Consider the following 17,478-nt stretch of genomic DNA (forward strand, 5'->3'; position numbering starts at 1 on the left):
AGACCGCTATGCCCAAAGGCTACCTGATCGCATTCGGCACCGTGTCGGACCCCGAGGCCTACAAGGGCTACGCGTCAAAGAATGATGACATCTTTGGACGCCATGGCGGCAAGTTTCTGGTCCGTGGCGGCCAGAACAGGCGCCCCGAAGGCGCCAGCCACAACCGGCAGGTCGTGGTCGAATTCCCCAGTTTTGAGGCCGCACAGGCGGCCTATGATGATCCTGAATATCAGGAAAACCTGAAGATCAGGCTTGCCGCGTCGACCTCTGATCTGGCCATTGTCGAGGGTGTTGAATGACAGACCGCAGCGCAGCCGAAACAACCGGCCCCGATCAGTTCATCGGGGCGACCCCCGACAACGCCCTGCGCAACGCTGAGCGTGCCGATGCGGGCCCTGTATTGGCCGCTGATGGCACCCCGCTGAAAAAGTCGCTTAACCGGGCGCTGCGGCTGAGCAAGCTGCGCGCCCTGATGCTGATTGCCCCGCTCCTGATCTTTGTGGTGGTCACCTTCATTGCGCCCATTGCGGACATGCTGTTCCGGTCGGTCGAGAACAACATCGTCGCGGACACCCTGCCCCGGACCATCGCCGCCCTTGACGACTGGGACGAGACCACGGGCAACCCGCCCGATAACGCGACATTTGAGGCGCTTTACAAGGACATGTACCGCGCGGTGGAGGCCAAGGCCCACACACGTCTGGGCAGTCGTCTGAACTATGAATTGACCGGAATGTCGTCCCTGTTCCGCAAGTCTGGCCGCAAGGTCGAGGACATGGGAGAGGTCTTTCAGGATCAGTTCGAGGATCTTGACGGTTTCTGGAAGGACGGCGAAAACTGGAACGCCTTGATGGGCACGGACAGCTGGCTTGCCGCCATGGAAGGTTGGGACACCAGCGACAAGAAGGGGCAGCCGCCCTTTGAGATGCGCGACGGCCTTGCAGCAATGCTGCCGCAGACCGCCACGGCATTTCAGGACTATGCGCAGTTTATCCAGCGGGTCGATGAAAAGAACCTCGCCCGGCAAGACCCTTGGGCGCTGGTGTACTCCGCGCTGTATAACGATCTGACATCCGGCGCTGATGTGTCGGGCTACACCGGCCCGGCCGTCGCAGAGTTGCAAGCAGCCGCCGCGGCGGTCGACGGCTTTGAAACGGTTGATTACCGCGCGGCCTTTGTAGATATCGACGAGGACTGGGCCGATCCCGAGGTGTGGAAGACCGTGCGGCTTTACGGGCCTAACCTGACCAACGGGTATTTCCTGAACGCGGTCGACATGCAGAAGACCCCTCAGGGTGTCGAAATGCGCCCCGAAAACCAGCAGATCTACATCACATTGTTCTGGCGCACGCTGGTCATGTCCCTGGCCATCACCGGCATGTGCATTTTGTTGGGATATCCGGTGGCCTGGTTGCTGGCGAACCTGCCTGCCCGGTCCGCCAACCTGTTGATGATCCTGGTGCTCTTGCCGTTCTGGACGTCGCTGCTGGTGCGGACCTCGGCGTGGAAGGTGATGCTGCAGCAACAAGGCGTCGTGAATGACACCTTGGTCTGGTACCATTCGACGGCGGTCGGCAAGATCCTTGATCCGGTCGTTACACTGTTGATGAACGTCGTCATCGGCGCGCTGAACGCAGTGGTCTGGATCTGGAACCTGCTGAGCGGCATCTGGGGTGCCGTGGACGTGGAACTATTCACCTATGCCGCACTTGGTTTTGAGCGGCTGGCGCTGATCAACAACGTCACCGGCACGATTATCGCGATGACGCACATCCTGCTGCCGTTCATGATCCTGCCGCTTTATTCCGTCATGGCAACGATCCCGCCTGTGTATCTGCGGGCGGCAAAATCCATGGGGGCGACAAACTGGACCGCCTTCTGGCGGGTCTATTTTCCGCAGTCGGTGCCGGGCATCGGGGCGGGGTCGATCCTCGTCTTTATTCTGGCTATCGGCTACTACATCACGCCTGAAATTGTGGGCGGCACCAAGGGTGTATTTATCTCGAACCGGATTGCCTATCACATTTCCAGCTCTCTGAACTGGGGATTGGCGGCGGCCCTAGGATCGATCCTGCTGGCGGCGGTGCTGCTTCTGTACTGGGCCTATGACCGGATCGTGGGCATCGACAACGTGAAACTGGGGGGCTGAGGATATGGCAAAACGTTCCACTATCTCAAAAAGCGCGCCCTGGATTGGCGCCGCCGTGCTTGCGGTTCTCGGCCTTGTGACAGCCGGGCCCGCCTATGCGATCCTTGGGGCCCTTTCGGGCTTTGTGATTGGCTGGCTGGTGTTCTGGATCGCGGAGCGGCGCTACCGCGATGCGGTGCCATCCTACTACACGGCTGGTCAGACGCTGTGGCATTATGCGTTTCGGGTGATTTGTGGCGGGATATTCGTCTTTCTGATCACCCCCATTCTTGTGGTGATGCCGCTGAGTTTTAACGCCGAAGATTTCTTTACCTTCACGCCCGAGATGCTGGCCTTTGATCCCGAAGGGTATTCGCTAAAACACTACCGCGATTTCTTCAGTAATTCAGACTGGCAGAACGCGGTGCGCAATTCGATCCAGATTGCGCCGATGGCGACGCTGCTGTCTGTCAGCTTTGGCACGCTGGCGGCCATCGGTCTGAGCCAGCCGCACGTGCCCTTCCGGCGTGCGATCATGGCGATCCTGATCTCGCCGATGATCGTGCCGCTGATCATTTCGGCGGCGGGCATGTATTTCTTTTACAGCCGGATCGGGCTTCAGGGCACCTATCTGGGTGTGGTGTTGGCGCATGCGGCCCTTGGCATTCCCTTTGTGATCATCACTGTCACGGCAACGCTTGTCGGATTTGACAATTCGCTAACCCGTGCGGCGGCCAACATGGGGGCCTCACCGGTGCGCACGTTTTTCAAGGTGCAGATGCCGCTGATCCTGCCGGGGGTGATTTCGGGGGGGCTTTTTGCGTTCATCACCTCGTTTGACGAAGTGGTTGTGGTGCTTTTTGTCGGCTCTGCCGGTCAGAAGACCCTGCCCTGGCAAATGTTCACCGGCCTGCGCGAGCAGATCAGCCCGACAATTCTTGCCGTTGCGACGCTGCTGGTCGTGATTTCGGTTCTGTTGCTGATGACGCTGGAATTGTTGCGGCGCCGGTCTGAGCGTCTGAGGGGCATGTCGCCAGGATGAACCAACCAGTCGTCGACCGGGCGCTGCCTGTCTGGCGACGCGTGCTTGGCCGCAGTTGCCCGGACGAGACACCTCTTTGTACCACAACGCGTGACGACCAGCCCGGATACGCAACCTCGGCGGACGGGAAGGACCCGTGGCCGCGCCTTTGAAAGGATCCCGCATGACAAGCACATTTGACGAAGATCTGTTCCTCAAGGGGTTGGAGCAGCGCAAGGCAACACTTGGCGCTGACTATGTGCAGAAATCGCTGGATACGGCAGATGACTTTACCCGGCCGTTTCAGGAGGCGATGACGGCGTGGTGCTGGGGATTTGGCTGGGGTGACGATGTGATCGACGCCAAGACGCGGTCGATGATGAACCTTGCGATGATCGGGGCCCTTGGCAAGATGACCGAATGGGAACTGCACTGTCGCGGGGCGATCAACAACGGGGTCAGCCCCGAGGAAATCCGCGCGATCATTCATGTGATTGCGATCTATTGTGGCGTGCCGCAGGGACTGGAATGTTTTCGCGCCGCGCGCAAGGTGATCGAAAGCGATCCCGGCTGAGGCCACAGCGCACTGCAGGCGCGGTCTGGGTTGTCTGCGCCTGCCCGCCTGCACTGACCTAACGGGGATCACCCTACAGCGCTGTCATCGGCAAGGCTTGAAGCCCGCCGTGACAGCCTATACCAGATGCCTCAAACCCGCCCTGCAATCTCGATCATGAAAGGCATATCCATGTCCACCGACACCAACGCCGATATCATTTACACCGCCACCGACGAAGCACCGCAGTTGGCCGCTGCATCGCTGTTGCCGATCATCCGGCGGTTCGTTTCCGAAGTCGGGTTGAGCGTGGAAGAACGGGACATTTCGGTCGCGGGCCGTATCCTTGCCGCCTTTCCAGAGCGCGCGCCGGACGGCGCACAGGATGATCTGGCCTGGCTTGGGGATCGGGTCAAGGAAGCGGATGCCAATATCATCAAGTTGCCCAACGTGTCGGCCTCGGTGCCGCAGCTGAACGCGGCGATTGCAGAATTGCAGGCACAGGGTTTCGACATTCCCGACTATCCCGAAGCGCCTGAGACAGATGCGGAGAAAGAAACCCGCGCGCGGTATGACGCGATCAAGGGATCTGCGGTGAACCCGGTGCTGCGCGAAGGTAATTCGGATCGGCGGGCACCTGCAGCGGTCAAGGCCTTTGCCAAGGAACATCCCCATTCGATGGGCACCTGGTCGAAGGACAGCAAGACACGTGTCTCCACGATGTCGGCGGGCGACTTTCACAGCAACGAGAAATCGGTGACGCTGGATGCGGCCCAAACCGTACGGATCGAACATGTCAGCGGGGACGGCACCAAGGTGCTGGCCGATGGGCTGAGCTATCCTGCGGGCACGATTCTGGACGCGACGTTCATGTCAAAGGCTGCATTGCTGTCCTTTCTGGAAGAAGCCATCGCCACCACGGCGGCGGACGGAACGCTTTTCTCGCTGCACATGAAGGCCACGATGATGAAGGTGTCGGACCCGATCATCTTTGGTCATGCGGTTCGCGTCTATCTCAAGCCGGTCTTTGACACATACGGTGACGCGCTGGCCGAGGCGGGTGCAAACCCGAACTCTGGTCTGGGCACCATGCTGGATGTGATCGCCGATATGCCGCAGGCTGATGAGATCAACGCCGCCATCAAGGCCTGCCTGTCCGAGCGCCCGCCGCTCTACATGGTCAATTCAGACCGGGGCATCACCAACTTGCATGTACCGTCTGATGTAATCATCGACGCGTCGATGCCCGCAGTGCTGCGCGCAGGCGGCAAAGGCTGGGGCCCGGATGGCAAGGAAGGCGACACCAATTGCGTGATCCCCGATAGCTCCTACGCCGGGGTCTATGCGGAATCCGTGGCGTTTTTCAAAGAGAACGGCGCGCTTGATCCCACGACGGCGGGGACCGTGCAGAATGTCGGTCTGATGGCAAAGAAGGCTGAGGAATACGGATCCCATCCCACCACCTTTGAGATGTCCGCGAGCGGTACGATGAATGTCGTAGCGGAAGGCGGTGATGTGTTGCTGTCGCACGACGTGGCGGCAGGCGATATCTGGCGCATGGCGTCGACCCGCGCCGAAGCCATTGAGAATTGGCTGGCGCTGGCCCTCGAGCGGCAAAAGCTCACAGGCTATGAGACGGTTTTCTGGCTGAATAAGAACCGCGCCCATGATGCCGAGATCCTGCGCGCCATCACGCCGATGCTGGAGGCCGCAGGCGCGATGGACAAGGTTCAGATCATGGCACCGTCAGAAGCCACCCAACACGCGCTGAAGGTCATCACGCGCGGTGAGAATGTGATTGCGGCCACAGGCAACGTTCTGCGGGATTATCTGACGGACCTGTTCCCGATCCTTGAGGTCGGCACCTCGGCCAAGATGCTGTCGGTGGTCAAGCTGATGAACGGGGGCGGGTTGTTTGAAACAGGCGCGGGCGGCTCTGCGCCCAAGCATGTTCAGCAGCTGATGGAGGAAAACCATCTGCGGTGGGACAGCCTTGGTGAATTCTGCGCCTTGGCTGAAAGCCTGCGCTTTGTCGGTGAGGCGCGTGGCGATGCTGACGTACAGGTCATGGGGGATGCAGCCGATGACGCGATCACGCGGCTGTTGTCCGAAGGCAAGAGCCCGGGCCGCAAGGTAGGTCAGGACGACAACCGCGACAGCCATTTCCATTTTGCCCTCTATTGGGCAGAAGCATTGGCGGCGCAGTCGAAGTCCCCTGCCCTTTCAGAAACCTTCGCACCTGTCGCCGCGCGTCTGCGTGACGACTACGACACGATCCGTGCGGAGCTGTCGCAGGGCCGTGGACAGGCCGTTGATCTGGGCGGGTATTATCGCACCGACCCCGAAAAGGTTGCTGCCGTGTTCCGACCATCTGCGACCTTTAACGCGATTATGGATCAGGCGGCGGGCTAGATCAGCCAGACATCCACTGAAGGGGCGGCAGCCGGCATTCCGGTTGCCGCCCTTTGTGTCTTCAAATGGACTTAGCTGACCTGTCGTCCCGCGCTCCAGACGCCGGCGACCAGTGGTACATCCCGGTGCAGCCGGACCCGCAGCAGATCGCCGCGCGGCCACGACCAGCGAGGCACAGGCGCTTGCGACCCCAACGCGGTCCACAATTTGCGCCTGTCGTGGGGTATCCTTGTCTGACGGCGTGCCCATCGCCTGTTTTGAAAGCCTGTTTCCACTGGATCGCCTGCCCGGCATCGATGATGCGCTGACCAGGACAAACAGCGTCACGCAGGCGTTGTTGCAGGCCGGAGTGGCCGATTACACCCGCGCATCGACCCGGCTGACCGCGATATTGGCAGATGCAACGCTGGCCCTGCAACTGCAAGTGAACGAGGGCGACCCGCTGTTGCGGTCGACGGGGATCAATGTGAATGGGGATAGTGTTCCGGTTGAATACGGGCGGACGTGGTTTGCAGGGGACAGGGTGACGCTGACACTGCAGGACACGGATCTGGATGGCTGAGAATGCGTGCCGCCCCGCGCGTCAGATCGCGGCGGAATGCGCGTCGCTGTCGGCCACGTAGGTATCGAGGTGATGCGCAAGGATGCGGACAAGGGGTTGAAACCCGTCATTGATCGCAATCCGGTCTGCGCTGACCGACAGCGCGTCCGGGAAGGCATCTGACAGGGGGGCAAATCTGGCCCAGACCTCTGCAACACGGTCTGCCGGTAACGCGGATAGCGCGGCGCGGTCGATGGCAAAATAACACATCAGCTGTTCTATGCAGCGTGCGATCACCTGATCGTCGATGTCCATCACGAACCCACGCATACCTGCCAGCCCGTCGTTTGCAACGCGTGCCTGATAGGCTGAAGTGGCCGCAGCATTTTGTGAGAACCCGCCCGGAAAGGTGGAGATCGCGGAGGCGCCGAAGCCGATCAGCGTTTCGGCGGGATCATCACTATAGCCCTGGAAATTGCGTTTGAGCTGTTGGTTGGCCTGCGCCTGGGAGAGGCTGTCTTCGGGGCGGGCAAAGTGGTCGATGCCGATGGGCACGTAGCCCTCAGCGCTGAAGGTGTCGCGGGCGCAATTGGCAAGTTCAAAGCGCGCCTTGGGGCCCGGCAGCGCCGCCGTAGGGATCATCGTCTGGCGTTTGGACATCCACGGCACATGGGCATAGCCGTATATCGCAAGCCGTGTCGGGGCCAGGGTCATCACCTGCGCGAGCGTGGCGCGGAACCGCGTGCCGGACTGCCACGGCAGGCCATAGAGCAAATCAAGGTTGATGTTGTGAACACCCTGACCTCTAAGCCAATCGATCACGGTTTTGGTCTGCTCGAAGGTTTGCGTACGCCCGATGGCCTCTTGCACCTTTGGATCAAAATCCTGGACGCCGATGCTGACGCGGGACAGCTGGTTGGCAACCAGTGCCTCCAGCACCTCGGGGGCGGCCTCGGTCGGGTCGATCTCGACCGAAAATTCAAAGTCGTCGCTGCGATCAAAGACCGCGTCGATGGCATCGATGAGCCGCTGCAGCAGCTCTGGCGACAGCAAGGTTGGCGTACCGCCCCCCAGATGCAGCCGTGCCATCTTGATCCCATTGGGCAGGCGTTGTCCGACTGCGGCGATCTCGGTCAGGACGGTCTCGAGGTAGCGAGCGACGGGGCGCAGCGTTTTCGTGCCCTGCGTGCGACAGGCGCAAAACCAGCAGATGCGTTTGCAGAAAGGAATATGAACATAAACCGAGACCGGTTTGTCAGCGGGAACCGCGTCAAGCCACTGCGCCTGATGCCGCAGCCCCGTTTGCACGCCGAACTGATTGGCGGGCGGATAACTGGTGTAACGCGGCGCATTTACGTCAAACAGACCAAATCGTCGCAGGTCATTCATCTTTTCCATGCGGTTCTGTATAACGGGGGTGCGAACAGGGAATTTTGACACAGATCAAGCTATGGCAATTTTATTGGACAGCCACCTGCAGTGCAGCGAGTGCCCTATTCGGCATCGTGCTGTCTGTGCAAAATGCAGCACTGATGAGCTGGGTGAACTGACCGAAATCAAGACCTACCGGTCCTTCCGCGCAGGTGAGCCGATCATGTGGCGCGGAGATCCGTTGGAGTATGTGGCGTCCGTCGTCGGGGGTGTTGCGTCGCTTTCCAAGACGATGGAGGACGGCAGGACCCAGATGGTGGGGTTGCTGTTGCCGTCGGATTTCATTGGGCGTCCGGGGCGCTCTGAAATCGAGTTTGACGTGACGGCCGCCACGGACGTGACCCTTTGCTGTTTTCGACATCGCCCGTTTGAGAAAATGGTCGGAACAACGCCGCATCTGTCGCAGCGGCTGATGGAACTTGCGCTGGACGAGCTGGATGCGGCGCGAGAGTGGATGTTGTTGCTGGGGCGCAAGACAGCGCGCGAAAAGATCGCGTCTTTCATCGAAATGCTAGTGATCCGTTCGAATGTAGATGGAGATGCAGCCAGATCGCAGATGCTGGAGCTGCCCCTGACCCGCGAACAGATTGCCAATTTTCTTGGCCTGACCCTTGAGACAGTCAGCCGCCAGCTCAACGCCATGAAGAAAGAGCAGATACTGGAGTTCAAGGACCGGCGTCGTTTCAAGGTGCTGGATTTTGGGCGTCTGCATGACGAGACGGGCGACGATTCCGATGGTGGTGTCATTTACTGACGCGTGAAAATGTCTTGATCTGCATCAAGGCACCCATCCGACAAGCCTGACATTTGTGTCCTATCACCAACGATAGGAGACGCAGATGTACAATCACATCCTGATACCCGTGAGCTTTGACGAAAACCGCGATGCGAGCGGCGCCATTGAGATTGCGAAAGCCTTGCTGAGCGCCGAAGGCCGCATCAGCCTGGTTCACGTGATCGAACCGCTGCCGGTCCACGTTGAGGATGCGCTGACTGCCGAGATTCGCAAATCCCACCGGGACAGGGCTCAGTCGAGGCTGGATGCGCTGTCCGAGGAGAATGGCATCACCGATACCTTCCTGCTGAAAGGTCACGCCGGGCGGACCATTGCGGACTGGGCAAAGGACAAGGATGCCGATTGCATCGTGATCTCGTCACACAAGCCTGTGTTCTCAGACATCTTTCTTGGATCGACCGCAAGCTGGGTCGTGCGCCACGCCGGCTGTGCGGTGCATGTGCTGCGATAGCGGTCCGTTGATCCAGATCAAGGTTTTGCCCCGAATCCTCATCTAAAGGTGCCCCAAAGGTGCGCAGAGCAGGCTCTGCGGCTGCCAGATTGCAAGAAGGCGACGCTATGACATACGTAAAAATTTTGCTGCTTGGGATAATTACCCTCCTGGCCTTGCTGGCCGCGGATTGGGGAAGAGATCCGGCTTACATCCTGCATGCCTGGATCATTGCAGCGATTTCCTTTGGGATGTTCATCTACCAGCTGCGCAAGGCGGATACGCCCCAGCTTGCTGACCCCGAACACGGGTCTTATGCGGATGGTGTGATCCGCGCAGGCGTGATTGCAACCGCCTTTTGGGGGATCGCCGGATTTCTGGTGGGCACGTTCATCGCGTTCCAGCTTGCCTTTCCGGCGCTGAATTTTGACTGGGCGCAGCCTTTCGCAAACTTCGGGCGGCTCAGACCACTGCACACCAGTGCTGTCATATTCGCCTTTGGCGGCAACGCGTTGATTGCAACGTCGTTTTACGTGGTGCAGCGCACCTCAGGCGCGCGTTTGTGGGGGGGAAATGCGGCCTGGTTCGTGTTCTGGGGCTATCAGCTTTTCATCGTGATGGCGGCGACGGGCTATCTGCTGGGGGCGACGCAGTCCAAGGAATACGCGGAACCTGAGTGGTACGTCGATCTGTGGTTGACTGTCGTATGGCTGGTCTATCTGGCTGTCTTTCTAGGGACGATCTACAAACGCAGAGAGCGCCACATCTACGTCGCCAACTGGTTTTACCTGAGCTTCATCATCACCGTTGCGATGCTGCATGTGATCAACAACCTGTCGATCCCGGTCAGCATCTGGGGATCGAAATCCGTGCAGGTCTTTTCAGGCGTGCAGGATGCGATGACGCAGTGGTGGTACGGCCACAACGCTGTCGGTTTCTTCCTGACGGCGGGTTTTCTGGGCATGATGTACTACTTTGTGCCCAAGCAGGCCGAACGCCCGGTTTACTCTTACAAACTGTCAATCATCCACTTCTGGGCGTTGATCTTTCTCTATATCTGGGCGGGTCCGCACCACCTGCATTACACGGCTCTCCCTGACTGGGCGTCCACGCTTGGGATGGTCTTTTCGATTATCCTGTGGATGCCCAGCTGGGGTGGCATGATCAATGGCCTGATGACCCTTCAGGGCGCCTGGGACAAGCTGCGCACGGACCCGATCCTGCGGATGTTCGTGCTGTCGCTGGGCTTTTACGGCATGTCGACCTTTGAGGGGCCGATGATGTCGATCCGCGCGGTCAACTCGCTGAGCCATTACACCGACTGGACCATCGGCCACGTGCATTCCGGTGCTCTGGGCTGGAACGGCATGATCACGTTTGCCTGCATCTACTTCCTGACACCCAAGCTGTGGGGACGCGCGCAAATGTATTCGATGTCGGCCATCAACTGGCACTTCTGGCTCGCGACGCTTGGCATCGTGCTGTATGCGGCCTCGATGTGGGTGACCGGCATCATGGAGGGCCTGATGTGGCGCGAAGTCGATGACCAGGGCTTCCTCGTCAACAGCTTTGCCGACACCGTGAGCGCCAAGTTCCCGATGTATGTCGTGCGCGGTCTGGGCGGTGTCCTGTTCCTGAGCGGTGCGCTGGTCATGTGCTGGAACATGTGGATGACCATCCGCGGTGCCCAGCCGGCACGCACCCCCGCCCCCAATGCAATTGCAGCAGAATAAGGAATTCGGCACATGGCCATTCTAGACAAACATGCCATTCTCGAAAAAAGCCCGACGCTGCTGCTGACCGCTTCGCTGCTGGTTGTCACAATCGGGGGGCTGGTGGAAATTGCCCCGCTGTTCTGGCTGGAAAACACCATCGAAGACGTTGAGGGTGTGCGCCCCTACTCTCCGCTGGAACTGGCCGGGCGCGACATCTACATCCGCGAAGGATGCTATGTCTGCCACAGCCAGATGATCCGCCCGATGCGCGACGAGGTCGAACGCTACGGGCATTATTCGCTGGCGGCCGAAAGCAAGTATGACCACCCGTTCCAGTGGGGGTCAAAACGCACCGGGCCTGATCTGGCGCGCGTTGGGGGGCGGTATTCGGATGCCTGGCATCTTGATCACCTCATTGATCCGCAATCGGTGGTGCCTGAAAGCGTGATGCCGAAATACAGTTTTCTGCTGAACGCGACACTGGATGGCGATGACATCGGTGATCTGATGAGCGTGCACCGGTTTGTGGGCGTGCCCTACACCGACGCGCAGATCGAAGCGGCCTATGCCGACTTTACTGCGCAAGGGGATCCAGACAGCGACTATGACGGGCTGATCGAACGCTATCCTGGCGCGGTAGTGGCCAACTTTGACGGCCAATCTGCGCTGACGGAGATGGATGCGCTGATTGCCTACCTGCAGATTCTTGGCACGATGGTCGATTTCTCGACCTTCACGCCCGATGCAAGCCGATAGGAGGAAATGGCAGATGGAAACCTATTCAATGCTCCGCGAAATTGCTGATAGCTGGGTGCTGCTGGCGATGTTCATCGCCTTTCTCGGGGTGGCCGTGTGGTCGTTCTGGCCGAGCCAGAGTTCCGCCCGAAAGGACGCCAGCATGATCCCTTTCCGTAATGAAACAGCGCCTGCACGCGCCAAAGACAACAAAACCGGCGGCCTGGGCGATAAGACCAAGGCGTTGAAGGTGGAGACAAAAAATGTCTGACAAGAATATCGACGAAACCACCGGAACCGAGACCACCGGCCATGTCTGGGACGGCATTCGGGAACTGAACTCGCCCCTGCCGCGCTGGTGGCTGTGGACGTTTTATGCCACGATCGTTTGGGGCATCGGGTATGTGATCGCCTATCCTGCCTGGCCGATGATATCTGGCGCGACGGCTGGCGTGCTGGGCTATTCCACCCGGGCCGAGTTGGCCGAGAGTGTCGATGCCCACGAATTGGCCAACGCCAGCCTTGTAGGAGAGTTGGTGAAGGCCGACATCACCGGTCTGGCCCCGTCGGACGATTTGCATCGCTACGCGGTGGCGCGCGGTGGTGCGGTGTTTCGCGCCCACTGCAGCCAGTGTCACGGGTCGGGCGCTGCGGGCGCCAAGGGCTATCCCAACCTGCTGGACGACGACTGGCTTTGGGGTGGCAGTATGGCGGACATCGAATACACCGTGCGCCATGGCATCCGCAATGAGGCCGATCCGGATGCGCGGTATTCGGAGATGCCGCAGTTCGGCGAGATCCTTGAAGAGAACGAACTGATGGCCGTGACTGAATATGTGATCAGCCTGTCCAGTCCAGAGCATGATGCGGCGCTTGCGGCCACGGGTTTAGAACTTTTCGCCGACAATTGTTCCAGCTGTCATGGCGAGGCCGCCCTGGGCGATCCTGAACTTGGCGCCCCCAATCTGGCGGATGCGATCTGGCTTTACGGCAGCGACCGCGACGCCATCGAATACTCCATCCGGAATGCACGGTTCGGTGTGATGCCGCCGTGGCAGCCGCGCCTGACAGAGCCCGACATTCGCGCGGTTTCTGTCTATGTGCACAGCCTGGGTGGCGGCGAAGAGTAGATCAGTTGGTTCGCCTGTCTTTCAATGGGCAGGCGGACCTGCCCCCGGAATGACCCTGTTCGCACGTTGCTCATTTCCGGGGGCACATTGACCCAGATCAAGGCCCAATTCTCCAAGCTCGTCTAACAAGACAGGGCGAACAGGATGACCCAATGACCAACCCGTCCCTTTATGCGGCGCAAGAGCCGATCTTTCCACGCCGCGTCAGCGGCCGTTTCAGGACGCTCAAGTGGTGGATCATGATTGTCACGCTGGGCATCTACTACTTGACGCCGTGGCTGCGGTGGGATCGTGGGCCGAACCTGCCAGATCAGGCGGTGCTGGTGGATATGGCCAACCGTCGGTTTTACTTTTTCTGGATCGAGATCTGGCCGCATGAATTCTATTTCGTGGCCGGGTTGCTGATTATGGCCGGGCTGGGGCTGTTCTTGTTCACCTCGGCGATGGGCCGGGTCTGGTGCGGCTATACCTGCCCCCAGACCGTCTGGACCGACTTGTTTCTGCTTGTGGAACGCTGGATCGAAGGGGATCGCAATGCCCGCCTGCGTCTGCACCGCGCCAAATGGGACGTGCGCAAGGTGCGCCTGCGGATCACCAAGTGGACAACATGGCTGTTGATCGCGATTGCTACCGGCGGGGCCTGGGTTTTCTATTTCACCGACGCGCCGCAGCTTGCTGTCGATCTGGTGCGCTTTGAGGCGCATCCCATCGCCTACGCCACCATCGGCGTTCTGACAGCGACCACCTTTGTCTTTGGCGGGTTCATGCGCGAACAGATTTGCATCTATATGTGTCCCTGGCCGCGCATTCAGGCCGCGATGATGGACAGCGATACGATCACTGTGGCCTACCGAGAGTGGCGCGGAGAGCCGCGCGGCAAGGGCAACGTGCGCAAGCGTGACAAGCTGGCCGCACAAAAGGCCGAAGCCGAAGCGCAGGCAGCGGGGCCCGGTGCCGCGCGCTACGCCCCGACGCCCTACCCCAAGGCCGCGCTTCAGGTGGGGGGCACGCCACGGATCACCGCCGAGGTGCAGGAACATGGCGATTGCATCGATTGCATGGCTTGCGTCAACGTCTGCCCCATGGGCATCGACATCCGCGAAGGCCAGCAGATGGAATGCATCACCTGCGCGCTGTGCATCGATGCCTGTGACGATGTGATGGACAAGATCGGCAAGCCGCGCGGGCTGATTGATTATCTGGCCCTGTCGGATGAACCCAGGGAACGCGAAGGCCAGCCGCCCCGCCCGGTCTGGCAGCACATCTTCCGTTTGCGGACCCTGCTTTACACCATCATGTGGGGCGCGATGGGTCTGGCGCTGATTTATGCGCTGTTCATCCGCACGGATATCGAACTGACCGTCAGCCCGGTGCGCAACCCGACCTATGTGATCCAATCGGATGGCGCGGTGCGCAATATCTATGACGTGCGCCTGCGCAACAAGACCGGCACCGCGCGCCCCTTTGGCCTGAGCCTGACCAGCGAGGACGTTCTGCGGATCGACCTCGAGGGGGCCAACGATTTGCTGCAGGTCACTGTCCCCGCAGACAGCACACTGATGCAGCGCGTCTATATCACGTCGCGCCCCGGCGATCCTGCAGCCACGCGCAACCAGACGGCCCTGCGGCTGTGGGTCGAAGACCTTGAAACAGGCGACCGCGCCAGCCGCGCCACCACCTTCCACGGGAGAGAGCAATGATCCGCGAAATCAAGGGCTGGCATGTCGCCGCCACCTTCGTTCTGGCCTTCGGCACCATCATCGCCGTCAACCTTACCCTTGCGGTGAATGCGGTACGGACCTTCCCGGGGCTTGAGGTCAAGAATTCCTATGTGGCCAGCCAGACCTTCGATGCCGATCGCAAGGCACAACATGCGCTGGAGTGGGTTGTCGCAGCGCGCCTTGAGGGCAACGAGTTGATCCTTGATGTGCGCCGCGACGGCACGCCGGTCAATGCGCAGATCGAGACCGCCATCTTTGGCCGCGCCACTCACCGCGCGCAGGATCAGACGCCGGAATTTGTCTTTGACGGCACGGCGTTTCGCGCGCCCGTTCAGGCGGGTGCCGGCAACTGGAACCTGCGCATCAAGATGCGTGCGCAGGACGGCACGCTGTTTCAACAGCGCATCATCGTGAGGGTTGCCGCATGATGGCCTGTGCCGCCTGTGCGTCGGTATCGCCGGACATGTCGGCGGTCAGCGATGGTGCAGCGGCGCAGTTTTCCCTGCCGACGATTCACTGTGCGGGGTGCATCGGCACCATCGAGCGGGCACTTGCGGGCGTCAACGGCGTGCGCGAGGCACGGGTCAACCTATCGCTCAAACGCTTGAGCGTCACCGGCCCGATCCAGCCTTCGGATGTCCTGCGTACGATCAAGGGACTGGGATACGAGATCTTTCTGCTTGATGCTGCGGTTTTGGACAAGGCGACAGACCGCAAGGGCCGCGATCTGTTGCTGAGGCTTGCTGTAGCAGGCTTTGCCATGATGAATGTGATGCTGCTGTCGGTTGCCGTGTGGTCCGGGGCCAGCGGCGCAACGCGCGACCTCTTTCACCTCATTTCGGCAGGAATCGCGGTTCCGGTCGTGGCCTATTCTGCGCAGCCCTTTTTCCAAAGTGCCTTTGCGGCGCTTAAGGGCAGGCGGCTGAACATGGATGTGCCGATCTCGCTCGCAATCCTGCTGGCAACGGGCATGTCGGTGTTTGAAAGCCTGCAGGGCGGGCGTCACGCCTATTTCGATGCCGCCTTGTCGCTGACATTCTTTCTGCTGATTGGTCGTTATCTGGACCACCGGACCCGCAGTGCCGCGCGGTCTGCCGCCAAAGAGCTGACAGCGCTGGAGGTCCACCAGTGCAAACGCATCAGGGGTGAGCGGGTGGAAACCGTGCCAACTTCTGCAGTTGCGATCGGGGATATTCTGCTGATTGAAAGCGGGATGCGCGTGCCTGTCGATGGCACGCTGATGTCAGAAAACGCCTTGATGGATCGGGCCTTTCTGACAGGCGAAAGCGAAGCTGTGGACGTGGTTCAAGGCGCGGCACTACAAGCGGGTGAAATCAATCTTGGCGCCCCTGTTGAACTGCGCGCCACCGCCGTGGGCGAGGATACAACTCTGCGCCGCGTCGCAGCCTTTGTCGAAACCGCCGAGAACAGCCGCAACAGCTATACCGCACTTGCAGACCGTGCCGCGCAAATCTACGCACCCGCCGTGCACCTTTTGGCGTTCGTGGCCTTTGCGGCGTGGTGGCTGGGCTCGGGGGATGTTCGGCTGGCCCTCAATATCGCCATTGCCGTGCTGATCATCACCTGCCCCTGCGCGCTGGGTCTTGCGGTACCAGCGGTTACGACGGCGGCCATCAGTCGTCTCTTTTCGAAGGGGTTTCTGGTCAAACATGCCACGGCGATAGAACGGCTTGCGGATGTCGACCATATCGTTTTTGACAAGACCGGCACGCTGAGTTCGCCCGCTGTCGACATCCCCGAAACACTGTCGCCGCGCGCGCGGTCAATCTGTCTCAGCCTTGCGCAACACTCTAACCACGCGCTGTCAGCCGCGCTGGCAGAGCGTTTGGCGGGCGTGCCGCCTGTTGCGCTGGACAGCATCGAGGAACATGCCGGTCAGGGCATCAGCGCCCGATTGGACGGTCAGGTTGTCCGGCTGGGTCGCGGCGCCTGGATCGGGGCGGATTTTCGCGGTTTTGGCCTGCGGATCGGCGAGAGCGCACCCATTGAGCTGCCGTTTCATGAGGTTCTGAAGCCGGGAGCACAGGAGGCGCTGAGCGACCTCGATCTGCCGAGCGAGATTGTCACCGGGGATCATGCGGCATCCGCCCGGAGGTTTGCGGATCTGGCGGGCCTGCCTGTTCTCGCTGATGCCCGCCCCGAGGACAAATCTCGACGACTGGATGCACTGGCAAAGGAAGGCCGAAAGGTGCTGATGGTAGGCGACGGTCTGAATGACACGATGGCGCTGGCCCGCGCCCATGCGTCGCTGGCACCAGCCTCTGCGTTGGATGTGTCGCGCAGTGTTTCGGATGTGGTACTGCTCAAGGAAAGCTTACAGGACCTGCCGTTGCTGATCCGCGTCGCGCGCCAGACCCAAAGGTTGTCCAAACAAAACTTCGCCATCGCAGCCCTTTATAACCTGATCGCCATTCCAATTGCGCTGGCAGGGTTTGCGACCCCCCTTGCGGCCGCGCTGGCGATGTCCGCGTCGTCGATCACGGTATTGCTGAACTCTGGCCGCATTGGATACGTAAAATGAACGTTCTGGTTGTGCTGATCCCCGTTTCCCTGATCCTTGGCGGTCTTGGCCTTGCCGCATTTATCTGGTCGGTTAAGTCGGACCAGTATGAGGACCCCGAAGGCAACGCCAGCCGCATCCTGCTGGATAATGACAAGGGACCAGACGCGTCCTGACGAGGCGGATTGGTAGTTGGCATGTGGTTCGGTTGACCCCCTGACCTCTTTGCCAACTGAATTTAGCGATGTGCTGGATGGTTAAGATGTCCTCGCTTCATCATCGCCACCATGACCCGAGAGCTACCCCTGCTCTGATCTCGTTCGACCTTTAGCCCCCCATTTCCA

General features: G+C 60.2%; 16 protein-coding genes and 1 pseudogene. 16 read left to right on the forward strand and 1 reads right to left on the reverse strand.

What is annotated here, in order from left to right:
• The first annotated feature begins 8 nt into the window (after positions 1-8).
• The 6 genes and pseudogenes from H9Q16_RS09380 (at position 9) to H9Q16_RS09405 (ending at position 6,676) form a co-directional block, all read left to right on the forward strand.
• On the forward strand, positions 9-299 hold the full coding sequence (locus H9Q16_RS09380; protein WP_191075039.1) for a DUF1330 domain-containing protein: 291 nt from the start codon (positions 9-11) through the stop codon (positions 297-299).
• The gene (locus H9Q16_RS09385) at positions 296-2,149 is read left to right on the forward strand and encodes an ABC transporter permease (protein ID WP_246455578.1); all 1,854 of its coding nucleotides are present in this window, start codon (positions 296-298) and stop codon (positions 2,147-2,149) included. Before H9Q16_RS09380 ends, H9Q16_RS09385 begins: the two co-directional genes overlap by 4 nt.
• Before the next feature lie 52 nt (positions 2,150-2,201).
• Positions 2,202-3,170: pseudogene (locus H9Q16_RS09390) on the forward strand (ABC transporter permease); the annotation flags it as partial.
• Positions 3,171-3,333: 163 nt separating this feature from the next.
• Positions 3,334-3,723: a carboxymuconolactone decarboxylase family protein gene (locus H9Q16_RS09395; RefSeq protein WP_191075040.1), complete on the forward strand. Its 390-nt coding sequence runs from the start codon at positions 3,334-3,336 to the stop codon at positions 3,721-3,723.
• A 171-nt stretch (positions 3,724-3,894) separates the two neighbouring features.
• Complete coding sequence (locus H9Q16_RS09400; RefSeq protein ID WP_246455581.1) at positions 3,895-6,114, forward strand: NADP-dependent isocitrate dehydrogenase; 2,220 nt, start codon at positions 3,895-3,897, stop codon at positions 6,112-6,114.
• Between the two features lie 112 nt (positions 6,115-6,226).
• Positions 6,227-6,676: a UTRA domain-containing protein gene (locus H9Q16_RS09405; protein WP_191075042.1), complete on the forward strand. Its 450-nt coding sequence runs from the start codon at positions 6,227-6,229 to the stop codon at positions 6,674-6,676.
• A 21-nt stretch (positions 6,677-6,697) separates the two neighbouring features.
• On the opposite strand, the gene hemN is transcribed toward H9Q16_RS09405, so the two are convergent.
• Positions 6,698-8,053 carry an oxygen-independent coproporphyrinogen III oxidase gene (hemN, locus tag H9Q16_RS09410; protein ID WP_191075043.1) on the reverse strand — a complete coding sequence of 452 codons (1,356 nt, stop codon included), beginning with the start codon at positions 8,051-8,053 and terminating at the stop codon, positions 6,698-6,700.
• Between the two features lie 52 nt (positions 8,054-8,105).
• On the opposite strand from hemN, the gene fnrL reads away from it, so the two are divergent.
• The 10 genes from fnrL to ccoS all read left to right on the forward strand — a co-directional run bounded on the left by fnrL (position 8,106) and on the right by ccoS (position 17,310).
• Positions 8,106-8,840 carry a transcriptional regulator FnrL gene (gene fnrL, locus H9Q16_RS09415; RefSeq protein ID WP_191075044.1) on the forward strand — a complete coding sequence of 245 codons (735 nt, stop codon included), beginning with the start codon at positions 8,106-8,108 and terminating at the stop codon, positions 8,838-8,840.
• Between the two features lie 85 nt (positions 8,841-8,925).
• Positions 8,926-9,333, forward strand: coding sequence for a universal stress protein (locus H9Q16_RS09420; RefSeq protein WP_191075045.1), 408 nt, complete (start codon positions 8,926-8,928; stop codon positions 9,331-9,333).
• A 107-nt stretch (positions 9,334-9,440) separates the two neighbouring features.
• A complete protein-coding gene (ccoN, locus tag H9Q16_RS09425) occupies positions 9,441-11,045 on the forward strand; it encodes a cytochrome-c oxidase, cbb3-type subunit I (protein WP_191075046.1) in 1,605 nt (534 codons plus the stop codon).
• Between the two features lie 12 nt (positions 11,046-11,057).
• Positions 11,058-11,783 (forward strand): cytochrome-c oxidase, cbb3-type subunit II, encoded by a 726-nt coding sequence (ccoO, locus tag H9Q16_RS09430; protein ID WP_191075047.1) that lies wholly within the window; start codon positions 11,058-11,060, stop codon positions 11,781-11,783.
• Between the two features lie 13 nt (positions 11,784-11,796).
• Positions 11,797-12,033 carry a cbb3-type cytochrome c oxidase subunit 3 gene (locus H9Q16_RS09435; RefSeq protein ID WP_191075048.1) on the forward strand — a complete coding sequence of 79 codons (237 nt, stop codon included), beginning with the start codon at positions 11,797-11,799 and terminating at the stop codon, positions 12,031-12,033.
• Positions 12,026-12,892 (forward strand): cytochrome-c oxidase, cbb3-type subunit III, encoded by an 867-nt coding sequence (ccoP, locus tag H9Q16_RS09440; protein WP_191075049.1) that lies wholly within the window; start codon positions 12,026-12,028, stop codon positions 12,890-12,892. Before H9Q16_RS09435 ends, ccoP begins: the two co-directional genes overlap by 8 nt.
• Positions 12,893-13,044: 152 nt before the next feature.
• Complete coding sequence (ccoG, locus tag H9Q16_RS09445; RefSeq protein WP_191075050.1) at positions 13,045-14,592, forward strand: cytochrome c oxidase accessory protein CcoG; 1,548 nt, start codon at positions 13,045-13,047, stop codon at positions 14,590-14,592.
• Positions 14,589-15,041 (forward strand): FixH family protein, encoded by a 453-nt coding sequence (locus H9Q16_RS09450; RefSeq protein WP_191075051.1) that lies wholly within the window; start codon positions 14,589-14,591, stop codon positions 15,039-15,041. The genes ccoG and H9Q16_RS09450 overlap by 4 nt, the downstream gene beginning before the upstream one ends.
• Positions 15,038-17,155, forward strand: a complete 2,118-nt coding sequence (locus tag H9Q16_RS09455; RefSeq protein WP_191075052.1) for a heavy metal translocating P-type ATPase — start codon at positions 15,038-15,040, stop codon at positions 17,153-17,155. Before H9Q16_RS09450 ends, H9Q16_RS09455 begins: the two co-directional genes overlap by 4 nt.
• The gene (gene ccoS, locus H9Q16_RS09460) at positions 17,152-17,310 is read left to right on the forward strand and encodes a cbb3-type cytochrome oxidase assembly protein CcoS (protein WP_191075053.1); all 159 of its coding nucleotides are present in this window, start codon (positions 17,152-17,154) and stop codon (positions 17,308-17,310) included. The genes H9Q16_RS09455 and ccoS overlap by 4 nt, the downstream gene beginning before the upstream one ends.
• Positions 17,311-17,478 lie beyond the last annotated feature (168 nt).

The organism is Sulfitobacter aestuariivivens (genome assembly GCF_014763045.1).
In the GTDB taxonomy this organism is placed as follows: domain Bacteria; phylum Pseudomonadota; class Alphaproteobacteria; order Rhodobacterales; family Rhodobacteraceae; genus Sulfitobacter; species Sulfitobacter aestuariivivens.